This is a genomic window from [Pantoea] beijingensis (assembly GCF_022647505.1).
GTDB classification, from domain to species: Bacteria; Pseudomonadota; Gammaproteobacteria; order Enterobacterales; family Enterobacteriaceae; genus Erwinia; species Erwinia beijingensis.
Genome location: NZ_CP071409.1, coordinates 2,846,677 through 2,862,836, shown reverse-complemented (window position 1 = coordinate 2,862,836; position 16,160 = coordinate 2,846,677). Strand labels below are relative to the sequence as shown.

Sequence of the window (16,160 nt, the reverse complement as noted above, 5' to 3'; positions counted from 1 at the left end):
AACGGGCCGTCAGATACCGGCCCGTATGAAGTTAGCGCAACTTTTCTGTCGCCCATTCAATACCACTATGATATTCCGGTGGCAGTAAGGGAACGAGTGCACTTAGCGCTTCGCAGAGACGTGTCTGGCAAGTATCGCTCAGGTTGAGGTGACCGACTTTGCGCCCCGGGCGAACTTCTTTTTCGTACCAGTGTAGATGCACCAGCGGTTGTTCCAGCCACTGTAAATTGAGGTCGGTACCGATCACATTTATCATCACTGCGGGTGCGCTGACGACCGGTTTTGGCATCGGTAAATTTAGGATAGCGCGTAGATGCAGCTCGAACTGGCTGATTGATGCGCCGTTTTGCGTCCAGTGGCCACTGTTGTGCACGCGCGGTGCCAGTTCATTAATCAGTAAACCTTCCGGCACCACAAAACACTCCATCGCCATGACGCCCACATAGTTAAGCTCATTTAGAATGGCGGAGAGCATCTGCTCTGCCTGGTGTTGCAGTGCGCTATCGGGATCGGGGAATGCGACGCTGGTGCGCAGAATGCCGTCCTGATGGAGATTGTGGGTCAGCGGGTAAAATACCGTTTCCCCCTGTTGATTGCGTGCGCCAACCAGTGATACCTCTCCGGAAAAATGAATGCCTTGCTCCACAATGCATTCGCCGTAATTATCGGCGGACAATGTATCGGTCTGATTAGCGTGTAAACGCCATTGGCCACGACCATCATAGCCGCCGGTACGGCGCTTAACGATCGCCAGCTCACTCAGCGAGGCGAAAACCTGTGGCCACTGTTCGGCTGATTCCAGCAATTGCCAGGGCGCAGTAGCGAGTTTTAGTCTGTCCAGTAACTGTTTTTGCGTCAGCCTGTCAGCCAGCAAAGGGAAAATATCGCGATTTACAAACGCGGGGTGGCGGGCAAGTTCACGCGTCAGCGCCGTTTCGGGCCATCGCTCAATTTCGGCGGTGATCACACTTTGTTGTATGGGGAGCGTTTCCGGTACCTCGTCTGGTCCTACCGGATAGACGGCGATGCCAAGCGGTGCACCGGCCTGACGCAACATACGTCCAAGCTGGCCATTACCTAAGATACAGACTGGCTTCATACAGCCCCCCGCGGATCGGGATTATTCAGCACGTCATCGGTTTGCGCCTGGCGCCAGGTTGCCAGGCGGGTAGCCAGCTCGCGATCATAAATGGCCAGAATTTGTGCAGCCAGCAGTGCTGCGTTTGCTGCGCCCGCTTTACCAATCGCCAGTGTACCAACCGGAATGCCGCGTGGCATTTGTACAATGGAGTAAAGACTGTCCACACCGCTTAGTGCGGCACTTTGTACCGGAACGCCCAGCACTGGAACCAACGTTTTTGCCGCCAGCATACCCGGAAGATGAGCAGCACCACCGGCTCCTGCAATAATCACCTGAAAGCCTTTGTCCGCCGCGTCCTCAGCAAAGCTGAACAGCTTATCTGGCGTGCGGTGCGCTGAAACCACTTCGGTATGAAAAGGCACATTAAGCGCGGTAAGGATTTCCGCAGCAAATTCCATGGTGGCCCAGTCGCTTTTGGAACCCATTACGATAGCAATACGGGCCGGGGCGGCGTTGGATGACATGTGAGTCTGACTCCTGTGATTGTACAAACTTCACTGGCGCGCCATGGTTGGCGCCAGTTGAGAAGGGCACAGAGAATACCATGAGCGCGCAGCAAGGGAAACGGTTGCGTCGCGACGCGGGTAAGCAAAATTTAGCTTTTTTCGGGTTTTAAAACGGGAATGAAATCAGTGTAACGCCTGCGTTATCGACCTGGATCATTGAACCTTGCTGATGCCATGCGCCAAGTACCACGCGTTGAACGGTTTGTCCGTCAATTTCCAGGGTATGTACCGCCGGGCGATGGGTGTGGCCGTGAATCATCCCGTTAACCTGGTGCTGTTTGAAAGCATTGATGACCGCTTCGGGATTCACATCCATGATGGCGAGTGATTTAGTGCTGTTGGCCTGCTTGCTGCCGTCGCGCATGCGTGCGGCAATACGTTGGCGCACAAACAGCGGCAGTGCCAGAAAGAGTTTTTGCAGCCAGCGCTGATGAACTTTCCGGCGAAAGCGTTGGTAGCTTTGGTCATCGGTGCAGAGTGTATCGCCGTGCAGGATAAGAATACGTTTGCCATAGAGCGTCAGTATTTTCTCTTCCGGCAATAAGCGCATACCACTGGCATGTGCAAATTGCTGACCGAGCAGAAAGTCCCGATTCCCGTGGATGAAGTAGCAGGGAACGCCCTGTTGCTTCAATACCAGCAGGGCGCGGGCGACTTCTGCATGAAGTGGGTTTGGATCGTCATCACCAATCCAGGCTTCAAACAGATCGCCAAGAATATACAGCGCATCCGCGTGAACGGCTTCGCGCTGTAAAAAACGCAGAAAACCGGCAGTGATTGCCGGCTCTTCATGGCACAGATGAAGATCTGCGATAAATAGCGTACGTGACATTACTCGCTAATGGTCACTTTCTGGATCACAACGTCTTCTTTAGGCACATCCTGATGCATACCGCTACGGCCGGTAGAGACGCCCTTGATTTTCTCAACCACATCCATACCTTCAACTACTTCAGCAAACACGCAGTAGCCCCAGCCTTGCAGGTTTTCACCGCTAAAGTTCAGGAAGTCGTTATCTGCAACGTTAATAAAGAACTGTGCCGTTGCAGAATGTGGAGCAGACGTCCGCGCCATTGCCAGCGTGCCTTTGGTGTTTTTCAGGCCATTATTCGCTTCGTTGCGGATCTCTTCTTTTGTCGCTTTCTGCTTCATGCCGGGTTCAAAACCGCCACCCTGAATCATAAAACCGTTGATCACGCGGTGAAAAATGGTGTTGTCGTAGAAACCTTCGCGACAGTAATCCAGGAAGTTTTTAACCGTAACTGGAGCTTTATCATCGAAAGTTTTGATAACGATGTCGCCGTGATTAGTCTGGAAAGTAACCATAATCTCGTCCTGTAAAGGTGGGAGTATTAAACATCTGGTCTCACAGCGAACGCTAAATGTTGCCGTGCCAGCTTTAAGAGACCGTCCTTATATCACAAATTGTGATGACGCGTCAGCAAGCCAACGAATATGCAGATGAAACCCAATATCTTGCATTGCATCGCGCTAACGTTAACAATACGATCAAAATATCCCTTCAGATCAACTTCGCTATCCTCAACCGCTTCCGACTTATGATGGCGAGACAGGTGGTCCATTTTTTCCGGAATCAATCCGGCAGGAAGCCAGGTAAGCGAAGGTAGCAGATAGCGCTGCAGCTACGCAGAATGAAGGGCATAACCCGCACACGTCAATACGGAATGTTTCAATGCTAAAGATTTACAACACCCTGAGTCGTCAAAAAGAGGAATTTAAACCTATTCATGCCGGTGAAATAGGCATGTACGTGTGCGGAATTACCGTTTATGACCTCTGCCACATTGGCCATGGTCGTACGTTTGTGGCGTTTGACGTGGTTGCGCGCTACCTGCGTTATTGCGGCTACGCGCTGAAGTATGTCCGCAACATTACCGATATCGACGATAAGATCATCAAGCGTGCTCATGAAAACGGTGAAACGGTTGAGGATTTAACCAACCGCATGATCGCTGAGATGCAGGCCGATTTTGCCGCACTGAACATTCTGCCGCCGGACTTAGAGCCGCGAGCGACGCGCCATATCAGCGAAATCATTGAGATCGTTGGAAAACTAATTGAGCGTGAGCATGCCTATGTTGCCAGCAATGGTGATGTGATGTTTGCCGTCGAAAGCGATGCAGAGTATGGCAAGCTGTCGCGCCAGGATCTGGAGCAGTTGCAAGCGGGCGCACGCGTTGAAGTGACCGCTGATGTTAAGCGCAATCCAATGGATTTTGTGCTGTGGAAAATGTCGAAAGAGGGCGAGCCAAGCTGGCCTTCGCCCTGGGGCGCCGGACGTCCAGGCTGGCATATTGAGTGTTCTGCCATGAACTGTAAACAGCTGGGCACTCACTTTGATATCCACGGCGGCGGTTCCGACCTGATGTTTCCCCATCACGAGAATGAAATAGCTCAGTCAACCTGCGCGCATGATGGCCCTTATGTGAACTACTGGATGCACTCCGGCATGGTGATGGTCGATCGCGAGAAGATGTCAAAATCGCTGAATAACTTTTTTACCGTGCGCGATGTGCTGAACTATTTTGATGCCGAAACCGTGCGTTATTTTCTGATGTCTGGCCATTATCGCAGCCAACTGAATTATGGTGAAGATAACCTCAAGCAGGCGCGTGCTGCGCTTGAGCGTTTGTATATTGCGCTACGTAATACCGATGCTGATGCGGAACCGCAGGGCGGTGAAGCGTTTGAAACCCGCTTCCGTGAAGCGATGGATGACGATTTCAACACGCCGGAAGCCTATTCTGCATTGTTCGATCTGGCGCGCGAAGTGAACCGTTTAAAGGTCGAAGATATCGCGGCGGCTAATGGTTTGGCGGCAAAATTGCGTCAGTTGGCCGGTGTTCTGGGACTGCTGGAGCAAGATCCTGAACTGTTTTTGCAGGGCGGGGCACAGAGCAATGACGCCGAAGTCGCGGAAATTGAAGCGCTAATCAAAATGCGCTTTGATGCTCGTCAGACGAAAGACTGGGCACAGGCCGATATCGCGCGCGATAAGCTGAATGCACTGGGTATTGTATTGGAAGACGGGCCGGAAGGGACTCGCTGGCGCCGTAAGTAACACATCAGGGGCGTAAGCCCCTGAAATTATCGGGAAAAATCAGGCCTGAACTGTAATGCGGTTACCGTTGAACTCAACGGTTTGCCCGGCAACGATTTTGCAGCGTTTACGGGTTTCTACTGCACCATCAACGGTTACCAGGCCATCGGCGATCAGCGATTTTGCCATCGCGCCGCTCTCAACCCATCCTTCCAGCTTTAACAGATCGCACAGGTCAACGTGAGGGTGTTTGCCAAGAGAAAAAGTCGCCATTAGTTTACTGCTCCATCATGATGCGCTTCGCATGCCTGTAAGGTGTTTTGAATCAGCGTTGCGACTGTCATGGGTCCTACGCCGCCCGGCACGGGAGTAATCCAGGCCGCGCGTTCGGACGCGGTATCAAACTCGACATCGCCCACCACTTTTCCACTCTCAAGTCGGTTAATGCCGACATCAATAACGATCGCGCCCGGCTTGATCCAGTCACCCGGAATAAAGCCCGGCTTACCCACCGCAACGACCAGCAGATCGGCATGTTCCACATGATGACGTAAATCTTTGGTAAAGCGATGAGTGACGGTCGTTGTGCAACCCGCCAGCAGAAGCTCCATACTCATAGGACGTCCCACAATGTTAGACGCGCCGACGACCACGGCGTTCAGGCCATAGGTATCGATATTGTAACGTTCAAGCAGCGTGACGATGCCGCGCGGCGTGCAGGGACGTAACTTAGGTGCGCGTTGACATAAGCGGCCCACATTGTATGGATGGAAGCCATCGACATCTTTATCCGGAGAGATATTCTCCAGCACCTTAACGTTATCAATGCCAGCTGGCAGAGGCAGCTGTACCAGGATGCCATCGATCTCGGCATCGTTATTCAGTGTGTCGATCAGATCCAGCAGCTCTGCTTCAGAAGTGGTGGCGGGTAAATCGTAAGAGCGTGAAATAAAACCGACTTCTTCGCAGGCTTTACGTTTGCTGCCAACGTAAATTTGCGAAGCCGGGTTTTCGCCGACTAAAACCACCGCCAGGCCCGGCGCACGTTTTCCGGCAGCCAGACGCTGTTGAACTTTATCCGCAACTTCAAGGCGTACCTGCTGCGCAATCGTTTTACCATCAATAATTTTTGCTGCCATCAGAGAGATAATCCATCTGTTTTACGTTTATTCGGGGAATGCGCCTATTCTGGCAGAAGCGTGCGTGGCTGTCAGTCTCTGATTCGTGGCAACAGAATGATTAAGGTGAGGGAGAGGATGGGCGTGTAAAGCAAACTAATGTTACCGGGTGCTATCAGTATCCGATTTTGCCGAATACCGATCTGGAAGATGATATTAATTACTCGCAATGAGTTTACGCACTGTTCATGCTTCAGGATTGTGTGATAGGAATATTCTGATACTCTGGCTTAGCAAGGATTCCAACATCACGTAACATAAGACAGGGATATAAATATAAATGAAAAAGATCGCAGCTTTAATCATGCTTATCGCCGTTTTCGCTTTTCAACTTCCGCTATGGCATGCCCTAAAGGCACTTATCCACATAGCGGCACGGGCGCTTATCACGCTGACGGCACTTGCTATTAATTTCATGGCTTATGCTGGTGGGCCGATTCTTTCTCTGGGAAATGGGCTGGCTCATTCAGCTAGCTGACTCTATCCGATAGCCATATCGCAGAAGAAGTATCTGGGCACGCTGCTATTTACACCTGATTTTTAGCATATTACGACAGTTCGGACCTCAGAACCCTATGGACTTCCGGGATGAAACCTCCTGGAAGGCGGCGTCTGTACCAACACCGCCCCTGTCGGTACGCATGATCATGAATATGTCTCATGTTTAATGAAATTAAATCACTTTTACTCAATCAATGACTCAGGCATAAAATGTGCATTGTGATTAACAATAGACAATATAAAGCCTGCTAAATGAGCAAACGAGTAAAGAAAGTCGGGAAATCGTGAATAGCAAGCAATAAAATCAGAATTTATACCGGAAGTCAGGATACCAGATTACGATGAATAATAAATTTACATTTGCGATTAAGAGCCTTTGTTTCGACGAAAACTATAACCCCTCTGAAAATACGCGTATTACTACCAATTTTGCTAATTTAGCCAGAGGTGAGAAACGCCAGGAGAATTTGCGCAACGCCTTAGTGATGATTGACAATCGCTTTAATGCTCTGGCGCATTGGGATAATCCCAAAAGCGATCGCTATTCTGTCGAGCTTGAAATCATTTCTGCTGAGTTAAAGGTTGATATTGAAGACAATCATGGCACCTTCCCAGTGATTGAAATATTGAAAACAAATATTATTGATAAAAAAACCAATCAGCGCATTGACGGTATTGTAGGGAACAACTTCTCCTCTTATGTGCGAGATTATGACTTTAGCGTATTACTGTCAGCTCACAATAAAAACAAACCTGGATTTAGTACGCCTGATGACTTCGGCTGTCTACACGGTAATATATTTAAATATTTTGTTCATTCAGACGCGTACAAAAATAAATTCAATAAAATGCCTGTTATATGTTTAAGCGTATCGAGTAAAAATACCTATTATCGAACGGGTAATGAACATCCTGTCCTGGGTATTGAATATCAGCAAGATGAATCTTCATTGACCGATGAGTATTTTAGCAAAATGGGATTGAAGTCCCGTTATTTTATGCCTGCAAATAGTGTTGCGCCTTTGGCTTTTTATTTTAGTGGTGACTTACTTAGTGATTACACTAATCTTGAGCTTATTAGCACCATCAGCACGATGGAAACTTTCCAGAAGATTTACCGACCTGAGATTTATAATGCTAATTCTGCAGCAGGAAAATGCTATCAACCCAGCTTGAATCAGCAGGATTACTCTTTAACTCGAATTGTTTATGATCGGGAAGAGCGTAGCCAGTTGGCTATTGAGCAAGGAAAGTTTACTGAAGAGAATTTTATTAAACCGTACCAAACTATTCTTGAACAATGGTCTGCTAATTGCGTTCTTTGATTAACCAAACACAGGGGCATCTATTATGAAAAAATTATTACCGACGTCGACTGCTGGCAGCTTACCTAAACCCTCTTGGTTGGCACAGCCTGAGACACTCTGGTCGCCCTGGAAATTACAGGACCAGGAATTAATAGACGGCAAACAAGATGCTCTACGCTTGTGCCTGGAAGACCAACAGCAGGCCGGTATTGATATTGTCAGTGATGGTGAGCAAACCCGTCAACATTTTGTTACTACATTTATTGAGCACCTGAACGGCGTTGATTTTGAGAAACGTGAGATCGTTAAAATTCGTAATCGGTATGATGCGAGTGTACCGACGGTCGTTGGTCCTGTCAGTCGTCAAAAATCTGTTTTTGTTGAAGATGCTAAGTTTTTACGTCAGCAAACTGATCACCCCATTAAATGGGCCCTGCCAGGTCCCATGACTATGATAGATACGCTTTATGATAATCACTATAAAAGCCGTGAAAAATTAGCCTGGGAATTTGCTAAAATTCTTAATGAAGAAGCCAAAGAATTAGAAGCTGTTGGCGTCGATATTATCCAATTTGATGAGCCTGCATTTAATGTTTTCTTTGATGAGGTGAACGATTGGGGAATTGCCACGTTAGAAAGGGCAATTGAAGGGCTGAAATGTGAAACTGCTGTGCATATTTGCTACGGTTATGGCATTAAGGCTAATACAGATTGGAAAAAGACGCTGGGATCAGAGTGGCGGCAGTATGAAGAGATTTTTCCAAAACTGCAGAAATCTAATATTGATATAATCTCACTGGAATGCCAAAACTCTCATGTTCCCATGGAGCTAATGGAACTTATTCGAGGTAAAAAGGTGATGGTTGGTGCCATTGACGTGGCCTCGAATACCATTGAGACACCGGAGGAAGTTGCTGCAACTCTTCGCAAAGCACTTCAGTTTGTTGACGCCGACAAGCTCTATCCTTGCACTAACTGTGGCATGATTCCTTTGCCTCGCGGAGTCGCAAGAGGCAAGCTGGATGCTTTAAGTGCTGGCGCAGAAATCGTTCGAAAAGAACTCCTGGCTAAATAACCTCGCCAGACAGCCATGATTTGAGGTGGATTCAGTCCGGTGGTTAGCGATCTGGACGATCGCTAACGTCTCCACGCCCTTTTCGTGGCACACTAAATTTAGCCACCTTAATAGGTGTGATATATCGCCTCATAGTCAAAAAAACAGGCGCATTATGACCGGACGTCACAGACGCCATTTGAGGTGCTTGTTGGTACAAGATTTCATTGAACGGGAATGTACCCTCACATATACCAACAGATATTACTTGATGCGGGTAGATGCTGAGAGAGTTTCGACGCGCTAAAATCAACCAAATCACTGAATTTCAGGCATAAAAAAAGACGTCAGTTGACGTCTGTTTACTTCGAAATGGTACGCCCTACAGGATTCGAACCTGTGACCTACGGCTTAGAAGGCCGGTGCTCTATCCAACTGAGCTAAGGGCGCATTGTTGATGCGCTCGAATTATACGGTCAGATAAGGTTGAGTCAACGATTTTACCGCATGTGGCAACGTTTCGAAGAATATATGACCAATTCCAGGAAGCGGGTGCCAGAACCGCACTCAGCGCCGAGTCGATATTACGTGTGTCGGGGGAATTTGATATAACCCTAAATAGTTCTCTTCCTTCCATCGAAGATGAAAGCGACGTATTCCCCCATGCCATTATCCCTTTTTTGTCACTCCCGCACTTTCCGGTTCCACAGCTTTTTTGCCGCGCAGCAGCGGCGTGCGCAGTCGTTGCGCCAGAATCACGCCAAACAGGGTTATGCTGCCGCCTATATAGTGATAGCTACGCAGGGATTCATGCAGGAACAGTACGGCAATGATGGCGGTAAAAATGGGGGCCAGATTCATAAAAATAGAGGTGGTGCTGGCGCCCAAACGCTGTACGCCCTGAATCCAGAGAAAAGGTGCGATTATGGATGCCGGGATACCGGCAAAAAGCACCAGTGGGATATTGTGCAGATTAAGCGATACGTCAGTTGCCATCAGGAAATTCGGCGTTAACAGCAGCACGCCAAATAAAATTTGCACATACAGGCTTTGCCAGTTTGGTAGCGGGATCGCCCAACGTCTGGTTAATACACCGTACAGCGCATATGACGTAGATGCGGCAAACATCATCAGTTCTCCTTTACCCAGCCCGTGTGACAGCAGCTGTTGCGGATTACCCTGGCTGACCAGCCACACCAGACCGCCAAAGGAGAGCAAGCCGCCGATAACAATACCCAACGTAGGTGCAAGGCGCAGCAAAAAAAGACTGATCAATACGGTGAGCAGCGGAATCAGGGCGTTGAGTATTCCAATAAAGAGTGCCGTAACGCTATGCGCTGCGTAGTAGGCCAGGCTTTGATATAGCACCATACCAAGCAGGCCGAGTATGAGCAGCTTCCACCACAGTTGTAATATCTGTCGCCGCAACCGCCAGACGCCAGGAAGCGCAAACGGTGTCAATACCAGCAATGCCAGCAGCCAGCGGTAGAAAGAAATCGCGGCAGGATCGATCGCCTCAGCCGAGACTTTGCTGACAATGGCATTGACCGACCAAATTAACACCGCAAAGAGTGGAAACAGAAAATTCATGGTGGTTCTCTTATTATAAAAGCGTCAGCGCAGTGTACGCTTGTCTGTTTTCCATGAGATAGTGATAATCAGACAATATTGCCTACGGATCGGACAGAATGTCGCTGAAGCTTACCTACTACGCACCACAGCATGCGAAAGATGCTCGCTTTTTCTTCCGCTATGAACAGGCCAACGCAAAAACAGAATATCTGCCACATAGCCATGCGTGGGGACAATTGATCTTTGTAAAATGTAATGTGTTGCAGATTCATGTCGAAGGAGAAAGATTGCTAACGCCCGCCGATTTTCCCGTGTGGGTCCCGCCGGGTAAAGAGCATGCCAGCTACAATAACCGTCAGGCGAACTTTCGCACCTTTAATATCGCTGCTGTGTTATGCGGCGGTCTGCCGGAGAAAGCCTGCCTGCTAAACGTTGGACCAATCGTTAATGCCATCATCGATGATTGTGCCTCACGTCAGTTGTTGGTGCCGGATACGGATGAGGATAGAAGGCTGTGCGATGTGCTACTCGACCAGTTGCGTAACGCTGAGGTGCAGGAAAGTTATTTGCCGATGTCACAGGATAAATATCTGGCGCCAATTCTACAGGCGCTGGAACATAATCCGGCCGATAACACCACGCTGGCGCAGTGGGCGCAACGCGTTTACACCACGGAGCGCACCCTTTCGCGTCGTTGTCAGGCCCAATTAGGCATGTCTTTCAGCGAATGGCGTCAGCGCTTGCGCTTCTTGCATGCTATTTCCCGATTGGAGCAGGGAATGACGGTGCAGAATGTGGCGCTTGATTTGGGATACAGTTCTGCTTCGTCTTTAATTGTGATGTTTCAGCAGCAAGCTGGTACAACGCCAGATCGCTACCGTACCCGGCCTCGTTGATAAAGACTCGGGCATGAATTACCCCTTGTTCTATGGCAAAATACCACGCTTAAGCGTGCCAAAGCAGGAAACAGTCCGTGAAAATTCTCGTTGATGAAAATATGCCTTATGCCCGTGAGCTATTCAGCCGAACGGGTGATGTCGTTGCGGTACCTGGCCGCCCGATCCCGGAAGCAGAGCTACAGGATGCTGATGGATTGATGGTGCGTTCAGTCACAAAAGTCGATGCCGCGTTGTTAAAGGGAAAACCCGTTAAATTTGTTGGCACGGCGACGGCGGGGACGGACCATGTTGATGAAGATTATCTTCATCAACAGGGGATTGGTTTCTCTGCGGCTCCAGGATGTAATGCGATTGCTGTCGTGGAGTATGTTTTTTCAGCGCTATTATTACTGGCTGAACGAGATGGTTTTCAATTGCAGGATCGTACCGTCGGCATTGTTGGCGTGGGTAATGTCGGCGGGCGGCTGCAGGCTCGGCTGGAAGCCCTAGGCATTCGCACTTTACTTTGCGATCCACCGCGCGCTGAGCGCGGTGATGAGGGCGAATTTTACTCGCTGGATACGTTGGTGGCTGAAGCAGATGTGCTGACCTTTCATACTCCTTTATTTAAGGATGGCCCATTTAAAACCTTACACCTTGCTGATGAAACGCTGTTGAACGCGCTGCGGCCGGATACCATTCTCATTAACGCCTGTCGCGGTGCTGTCGTAGACAATGTTGCGTTATTACAGGTATTAAAACAGCGTGGTGATTTGAGCGTGGTGCTGGACGTATGGGAGCCGGAGCCAGAATTATCGCTGGAACTGCTGGATTACGTGGATATTGGCACCGCGCATATTGCCGGCTATACGCTGGAAGGCAAGGCGCGGGGCACGACGCAGGTATTTGAAGCCTGGACACAGTTTATTGGCCAGGCACAGCAAGTTTCGCTGGAAACGCTGTTGCCAGCCCCCGAATTTGGTCGAATTACGCTACATGGCGCTCTGGATCAGGCAACGCTAAAACGTTTAGTTCATCTGGTGTATGATGTGCGCCGCGACGATGCGCCTCTGCGTCATGTTGCGGCAATAGCGGGTGAGTTTGACCGCTTGCGTAAAAATTATCAGGAGCGACGCGAATGGTCGTCGCTGCATGTGCAGTGTGATGATGCCGCTGCTGCAGAACTGCTGAAAAAACTTGGGTTTAACGCTGTTTATCATCCTGCGCGCTAACGCGTGAATACAACATGAAATTACGTGCGTAGGGAAAAGTCTGAATCAACGGGCGGTGTTATCACCGCCTTCTGTTTTTGTGTCATTGTCTGGAGTAAACCAACATGTCTGACGGCTGGAATATTGCGCTTTTAGGCGCAACAGGCGCAGTAGGGAACGCTTTACTGGAATTACTGGCGGAACGCCAGTTCCCGGTTGGTGAGTTATATTTGCTGGCCAGTGAACGTAGCGCGGGTGAAAACATGCGCTTTGAGGGCAAAACCTACCTGGTAAATGATGCCAGTGATTTTGACTGGTCGCAGGCGCAACTGGCCTTTTTTGTTGCCGGGCGTGAAGCCTCCGCACGCTATGCGGAAGACGCTGCCAGCGCGGGTTGTCTGGTGATCGACAGCAGCGATCTTTTTGCGCTGGAGCCGGATGTACCGTTGGTAGTGGCCGACGTCAACCCGCACGTGCTGGCCGATTATCGCAACCGTAATATCATTAGCGTGGCCGATAGCCTGACCAGCCAACTGCTGTGCGCCATTAAACCGTTGGTCGAGCAGGCGGGATTGAGCCGTCTGCAGGTCACCAATCTGCTGTCAGCGTCGGCACACGGAAAAGCCGCGGTGGATTCTCTGGCCGGAGAAAGTGCTCGTTTGCTGAATGGCTTGCCTGCGGAAGATCACTACTTTGGTCGTCAGCTAGCCTTTAACGTGCTACCGCTGTTAGCCGATAGTACCGGTAGCGTGGAGCAGGAGCGCCGTCTTATCGAGCAGGTACGCAAAGTGATGCAGGATGAAGGCTTGCCTGTCTCGGTAAGCTGCGTACAATCACCGGTTTTTTATGGCAATGCACAGATTGTTTACGTCGAAGGTTTACGCCCGCTCTCTGCGGAAGAGGCGCGCGATGAGTTGGAACGGGCAGAAGACATTTCGCTGTCTGAAGAAAATGACTATCCGACACAGGTCGGAGATGCATCCGGAAATATTCAACTGAGTATCGGCTGTCTGCGTAACGATTACGGCGTGCCTGAGATGCTGCAATTTTGGTCGGTGGCCGATAATATCCGTTTTGGTGGGGCGCTAATGGCGATCAAAGCCGCAGAAAAGCTGGTTCAGGAGTATATGTACTAATGTCCGACTCGGTTCTGCCGGAAGCAGGCACGGTAAAGCTGGCGCTGGGTGTGGAATATGATGGCAGCCGTTATTACGGATGGCAGCGGCAGCAGGAGGTGCGCAGCGTGCAGGCTCGGCTGGAACAGGCGCTGTCCAAAGTGGCGAATCATCCCGTGAGCGTATTTTGCGCCGGGCGTACTGATGCTGGCGTACATGGTACCGGGCAAGTGGTCCATTTTGAGACCACTTCGGCACGCAAAGACGCTGCCTGGACGCTGGGCGTCAACGCTAATCTACCGCACGATATTGCGGTGCGCTGGGTAAAAGCGGTGCCCGACGCGTTCCATGCACGGTTTAGCGCTACGGCTCGTCGTTATCGTTATGTCATTTATAATCAACGGCTGCGTCCGGCGATTTTACATGATGGAGTGACGCATTTTTATCACCCGTTGGATGCGGAAAAAATGCAGCGCGCCGGCCAATGCTTACTGGGCGAAAATGATTTCACGTCGTTTCGCGCCGTACAGTGCCAGTCGCGCACGCCCTGGCGCAACGTGATGCATCTGAGGGTGAGTCGTCACGGCGCTTATATTGTGGTGGACATTAAGGCAAATGCCTTTGTTCATCATATGGTACGTAATATCGTTGGTAGTCTGATGGAAATTGGTTGTGGCAATCAACCCGAAGGCTGGATGGCGGAATTACTGGCGGCAAAGGATCGTACTCTGGCGGCGGCAACAGCACGTGCTGAAGGATTGTATTTAGTTTCTGTCGATTATCCCGAGCATTTTGCCTTACCACGTCCACCGATGGGACCGCTGTTCCTCGAGGATTAACATTGAGCCGAAGGATTTGAGGGAGAGTTATGGATCTCGTCCATTTTGTTGTCGATTTTATTCTACACATTGACGTGCATCTTGCTGAGCTGGTTGCGCAATATGGCATCTGGGTTTACGCCATCCTGTTTTTGATTCTGTTTTGTGAAACAGGATTGGTGGTGACGCCTTTTTTACCCGGCGATTCTCTGCTGTTCGTCGCTGGCGCGCTGGCTGCGCTGCCAGGAAACGATCTTAACATCCATGCCATGGTTGCCCTGCTGGTGATTGCGGCAATTGCAGGTGATGCGGTTAACTATACGATCGGTCGTTTGTTCGGTAAAAAGCTCTTCAGTAACCCTGACTCGAAAATATTCCGGCGCAGCTATCTCGATAAAACGCACGCGTTTTACGAGCGTCACGGCGGAAAAACGATTATTCTGGCGCGCTTTGTGCCGATCGTTCGCACTTTTGCGCCTTTCGTCGCCGGGATGGGGCATATGTCCTATCGCTACTTTGCGCTTTTTAACGTCACGGGCGCGTTGTTGTGGGTCATACTGTTCTCCTATGCGGGCTATCTGTTTGGTGATTTGCCCGTCGTACAGGAGAATTTAAAGTTGTTAATTGTGGCGATTATCGCTGTTTCGATTCTGCCGGGCATAATCGAAGTCTGGCGCCATCGTCGGGCAGCTCGCCAGCACAAACAGCCTTAAGAAAAGCGCTAAATCCAACCGATTCGACCAGATTTTTATCCACAGCGTCGGAAGGTTATGGTTTAATGAGCGACATTTATGGGCTGCTGAAAATGCTTTCAGCAGCGACAAGAAAAACTGGTTTCACCAGGTTCAAACAGAAAGGTCATCAATGAGCTGGATTGAACGAATTCTCAACAAAAGCACCATCACCCCTTCGCGTAAGGCAAGCATTCCTGAAGGGGTTTGGACAAAGTGTGACAGCTGTGGCCAGGTTCTTTACCGCGCCGAGCTTGAACGCAATCTGGAAGTTTGCCCGAAATGCGATCACCACATGCGTATGCATGCGCGTGAACGTCTGCACAGCTTACTTGATGAAGGTACGCTGACAGAGCTGGGCAGCGAACTGGAACCCAAAGATCTGCTTAAGTTCAGGGATTCTAAAAAATATAAAGATCGTCTGGCGGCCGCACAGAAAGAGACTAACGAGAAAGACGCGCTTATTGTTATGAAAGGCACGTTGCACGGTATGCCGGTAGTTGCCTGTGCGTTCGAGTTTTCCTTCATGGGTGGCTCAATGGGGTCCGTGGTCGGTGCGCGTTTCGTACGTGCGGTTGAGCAGGCGCTCGAAGACAACTGCCCAATGATCTGTTTCTCCGCCAGCGGCGGCGCACGTATGCAGGAAGCGTTGATGTCGCTGATGCAGATGGCGAAAACCAGCGCAGCGCTGGCGAAAATGCAGGAACGCGGCTTACCGTATATCTCTGTGCTGACCGATCCGACGATGGGTGGTGTTTCCGCCAGCTTTGCGATGTTAGGCGATCTCAACATCGCTGAACCTAAAGCATTGATCGGATTTGCTGGCCCACGCGTTATTGAGCAAACGGTGCGTGAAAAGTTGCCACCGGGCTTCCAGCGGAGCGAGTTTCTGATTGAGAAAGGGGCGATTGATATGATTGTACGTCGTCCTGATATGCGTCTGAAGTTGGCCAGCATTCTTGCTAAGCTGACCAATCAGCCAGCGCCTGTACCATTACAGGAAGCAGAAGCGGCTGCGGAAGAAGCGTCGCAGCGTCGCGAGGCCTGACAGATGATGGAAAAGAGCAGCAATGACTACCCTGGCGCT

18 protein-coding genes and 1 tRNA gene are annotated in these 16,160 nt (G+C 50.1%); 10 read left to right on the top strand and 9 right to left on the bottom strand.

Annotation, left to right across the window (positions count from 1 at the left end):
* Positions 1-31: 31 nt before the first annotated feature.
* The 5 genes from purK to J1C60_RS12975 form a co-directional block, all read right to left on the bottom strand.
* Entirely contained in the window at positions 32-1,099 is a 1,068-nt protein-coding gene (gene purK / locus J1C60_RS12995) for a 5-(carboxyamino)imidazole ribonucleotide synthase (RefSeq protein WP_128179374.1), read from the bottom strand.
* Entirely contained in the window at positions 1,096-1,605 is a 510-nt protein-coding gene (gene purE, locus J1C60_RS12990; RefSeq protein ID WP_128179375.1) for a 5-(carboxyamino)imidazole ribonucleotide mutase, read from the bottom strand. Before purE ends, purK begins: the two co-directional genes overlap by 4 nt.
* Before the next feature lie 148 nt (positions 1,606-1,753).
* Entirely contained in the window at positions 1,754-2,479 is a 726-nt protein-coding gene (gene lpxH, locus J1C60_RS12985) for a UDP-2,3-diacylglucosamine diphosphatase (protein WP_128179376.1), read from the bottom strand.
* A complete protein-coding gene (gene ppiB, locus J1C60_RS12980) occupies positions 2,479-2,973 on the bottom strand; it encodes a peptidylprolyl isomerase B (protein WP_128179377.1) in 495 nt (164 codons plus the stop codon). Before ppiB ends, lpxH begins: the two co-directional genes overlap by 1 nt.
* A 92-nt stretch (positions 2,974-3,065) precedes the next feature.
* Complete coding sequence (locus J1C60_RS12975) at positions 3,066-3,230, bottom strand: hypothetical protein (protein ID WP_154325231.1); 165 nt, start codon at positions 3,228-3,230, stop codon at positions 3,066-3,068.
* A gap of 110 nt (positions 3,231-3,340) precedes the next feature.
* Between J1C60_RS12975 and cysS the strand changes: the two genes are divergently transcribed.
* On the top strand, positions 3,341-4,729 hold the full coding sequence (gene cysS / locus J1C60_RS12970; protein ID WP_128179378.1) for a cysteine--tRNA ligase: 1,389 nt from the start codon (positions 3,341-3,343) through the stop codon (positions 4,727-4,729).
* 39 nt (positions 4,730-4,768) lie between these two features.
* On the opposite strand, the gene ybcJ is transcribed toward cysS, so the two are convergent.
* Together ybcJ and folD are read right to left on the bottom strand one after the other, a co-directional pair.
* Positions 4,769-4,981, bottom strand: a complete 213-nt coding sequence (gene ybcJ / locus J1C60_RS12965; RefSeq protein ID WP_128179379.1) for a ribosome-associated protein YbcJ — start codon at positions 4,979-4,981, stop codon at positions 4,769-4,771.
* Positions 4,981-5,847, bottom strand: coding sequence for a bifunctional methylenetetrahydrofolate dehydrogenase/methenyltetrahydrofolate cyclohydrolase FolD (gene folD / locus J1C60_RS12960; protein WP_128179380.1), 867 nt, complete (start codon positions 5,845-5,847; stop codon positions 4,981-4,983). Before folD ends, ybcJ begins: the two co-directional genes overlap by 1 nt.
* Before the next feature lie 319 nt (positions 5,848-6,166).
* Between folD and J1C60_RS12955 the strand changes: the two genes are divergently transcribed.
* From J1C60_RS12955 to J1C60_RS12945, 3 genes are all read left to right on the top strand, one after another.
* Positions 6,167-6,364, top strand: coding sequence for a hypothetical protein (locus tag J1C60_RS12955; RefSeq protein ID WP_164877316.1), 198 nt, complete (start codon positions 6,167-6,169; stop codon positions 6,362-6,364).
* Between the two features lie 364 nt (positions 6,365-6,728).
* Entirely contained in the window at positions 6,729-7,712 is a 984-nt protein-coding gene (locus tag J1C60_RS12950; protein ID WP_128179381.1) for a DUF1852 domain-containing protein, read from the top strand.
* A 25-nt stretch (positions 7,713-7,737) separates the two neighbouring features.
* A complete protein-coding gene (locus tag J1C60_RS12945) occupies positions 7,738-8,769 on the top strand; it encodes a methionine synthase (RefSeq protein WP_128179382.1) in 1,032 nt (343 codons plus the stop codon).
* A 352-nt stretch (positions 8,770-9,121) separates the two neighbouring features.
* Here the strand turns inward: J1C60_RS12945 and J1C60_RS12940 are convergent.
* Both J1C60_RS12940 and J1C60_RS12935 read right to left on the bottom strand, forming a co-directional pair.
* Positions 9,122-9,198: transfer RNA gene (locus tag J1C60_RS12940), tRNA-Arg, on the bottom strand.
* 219 nt (positions 9,199-9,417) lie between these two features.
* Positions 9,418-10,338: a DMT family transporter gene (locus tag J1C60_RS12935; protein WP_128179383.1), complete on the bottom strand. Its 921-nt coding sequence runs from the start codon at positions 10,336-10,338 to the stop codon at positions 9,418-9,420.
* 98 nt (positions 10,339-10,436) lie between these two features.
* Between J1C60_RS12935 and J1C60_RS12930 the strand changes: the two genes are divergently transcribed.
* From J1C60_RS12930 to accD, 6 genes are all read left to right on the top strand, one after another.
* Complete coding sequence (locus J1C60_RS12930; RefSeq protein WP_128179384.1) at positions 10,437-11,216, top strand: AraC family transcriptional regulator; 780 nt, start codon at positions 10,437-10,439, stop codon at positions 11,214-11,216.
* 77 nt (positions 11,217-11,293) lie between these two features.
* Positions 11,294-12,430, top strand: a complete 1,137-nt coding sequence (gene pdxB / locus J1C60_RS12925; RefSeq protein ID WP_128179385.1) for a 4-phosphoerythronate dehydrogenase PdxB — start codon at positions 11,294-11,296, stop codon at positions 12,428-12,430.
* Positions 12,431-12,534: 104 nt separating this feature from the next.
* Entirely contained in the window at positions 12,535-13,545 is a 1,011-nt protein-coding gene (locus J1C60_RS12920; protein ID WP_128179386.1) for an aspartate-semialdehyde dehydrogenase, read from the top strand.
* Complete coding sequence (gene truA, locus J1C60_RS12915; protein WP_128179387.1) at positions 13,545-14,363, top strand: tRNA pseudouridine(38-40) synthase TruA; 819 nt, start codon at positions 13,545-13,547, stop codon at positions 14,361-14,363. Before J1C60_RS12920 ends, truA begins: the two co-directional genes overlap by 1 nt.
* Before the next feature lie 29 nt (positions 14,364-14,392).
* Positions 14,393-15,055, top strand: a complete 663-nt coding sequence (locus J1C60_RS12910; protein ID WP_128179388.1) for a DedA family protein — start codon at positions 14,393-14,395, stop codon at positions 15,053-15,055.
* A 151-nt stretch (positions 15,056-15,206) separates the two neighbouring features.
* Positions 15,207-16,121: an acetyl-CoA carboxylase, carboxyltransferase subunit beta gene (gene accD / locus J1C60_RS12905; protein WP_128179389.1), complete on the top strand. Its 915-nt coding sequence runs from the start codon at positions 15,207-15,209 to the stop codon at positions 16,119-16,121.
* Positions 16,122-16,160: the final 39 nt, after the last annotated feature.

Excerpts from the sequence above, each read along its gene's own strand:
- J1C60_RS12945 (WP_128179382.1), top strand. The coding sequence starts at position 7,738 with ATGAAAAAATTATTACCGACGTCGACTGCTGGCAGCTTACCTAAACCC.
- J1C60_RS12920 (WP_128179386.1), top strand. The coding sequence starts at position 12,535 with ATGTCTGACGGCTGGAATATTGCGCTTTTAGGCGCAACAGGCGCAGTA.
- accD (WP_128179389.1), top strand. The coding sequence starts at position 15,207 with ATGAGCTGGATTGAACGAATTCTCAACAAAAGCACCATCACCCCTTCG.
- J1C60_RS12935 (WP_128179383.1), bottom strand. The coding sequence starts at position 10,338 with ATGAATTTTCTGTTTCCACTCTTTGCGGTGTTAATTTGGTCGGTCAAT.
- folD (WP_128179380.1), bottom strand. The coding sequence starts at position 5,847 with ATGGCAGCAAAAATTATTGATGGTAAAACGATTGCGCAGCAGGTACGC.
- purK (WP_128179374.1), bottom strand. The coding sequence starts at position 1,099 with ATGAAGCCAGTCTGTATCTTAGGTAATGGCCAGCTTGGACGTATGTTG.
- J1C60_RS12950 (WP_128179381.1), top strand. The coding sequence starts at position 6,729 with ATGAATAATAAATTTACATTTGCGATTAAGAGCCTTTGTTTCGACGAA.
- lpxH (WP_128179376.1), bottom strand. The coding sequence starts at position 2,479 with ATGTCACGTACGCTATTTATCGCAGATCTTCATCTGTGCCATGAAGAG.
- ybcJ (WP_128179379.1), bottom strand. The coding sequence starts at position 4,981 with ATGGCGACTTTTTCTCTTGGCAAACACCCTCACGTTGACCTGTGCGAT.
- J1C60_RS12955 (WP_164877316.1), top strand. The coding sequence starts at position 6,167 with ATGAAAAAGATCGCAGCTTTAATCATGCTTATCGCCGTTTTCGCTTTT.
- purE (WP_128179375.1), bottom strand. The coding sequence starts at position 1,605 with ATGTCATCCAACGCCGCCCCGGCCCGTATTGCTATCGTAATGGGTTCC.
- J1C60_RS12975 (WP_154325231.1), bottom strand. The coding sequence starts at position 3,230 with ATGGACCACCTGTCTCGCCATCATAAGTCGGAAGCGGTTGAGGATAGC.
- truA (WP_128179387.1), top strand. The coding sequence starts at position 13,545 with ATGTCCGACTCGGTTCTGCCGGAAGCAGGCACGGTAAAGCTGGCGCTG.
- J1C60_RS12930 (WP_128179384.1), top strand. The coding sequence starts at position 10,437 with ATGTCGCTGAAGCTTACCTACTACGCACCACAGCATGCGAAAGATGCT.
- ppiB (WP_128179377.1), bottom strand. The coding sequence starts at position 2,973 with ATGGTTACTTTCCAGACTAATCACGGCGACATCGTTATCAAAACTTTC.
- J1C60_RS12910 (WP_128179388.1), top strand. The coding sequence starts at position 14,393 with ATGGATCTCGTCCATTTTGTTGTCGATTTTATTCTACACATTGACGTG.
- cysS (WP_128179378.1), top strand. The coding sequence starts at position 3,341 with ATGCTAAAGATTTACAACACCCTGAGTCGTCAAAAAGAGGAATTTAAA.